Consider the following 295-nt stretch of genomic DNA (forward strand, 5'->3'; position numbering starts at 1 on the left):
GCGGGACCAGGTGCGCGAGCGCTATCAGCAGATCGTCGACTTCTCCGGGATCAACGAGAAGGGCGACTTCATCAGCCTGCCGATGCGCACCTACTCCTCCGGCATGGCGGCCCGGCTGCGGTTCTCCATCGCGGCGGCCAAGGACCACGACGTGCTGATGATCGATGAGGCGCTGGCGACCGGCGACCGGAAGTTTCAGAAGCGGTCCGAGGCCCGCATCCGGGAGCTGCGCAAGGAGGCCGGCACGGTCTTCCTGGTCAGCCACAACAACAAGTCCATCCGGGACACCTGCGAC

At 66.1% G+C, this 295-nt stretch carries 1 pseudogene; it reads left to right on the top strand.

Features of this window, described 5'->3' with window-relative positions:
* Positions 1 to 295, top strand: a pseudogene (locus IF20_RS36975) (ABC transporter ATP-binding protein); the annotation flags it as partial.

The organism is Streptomyces niger, assembly GCF_000718305.1.
Lineage (GTDB): Bacteria > Actinomycetota > Actinomycetes > Streptomycetales > Streptomycetaceae > Streptomyces > Streptomyces niger.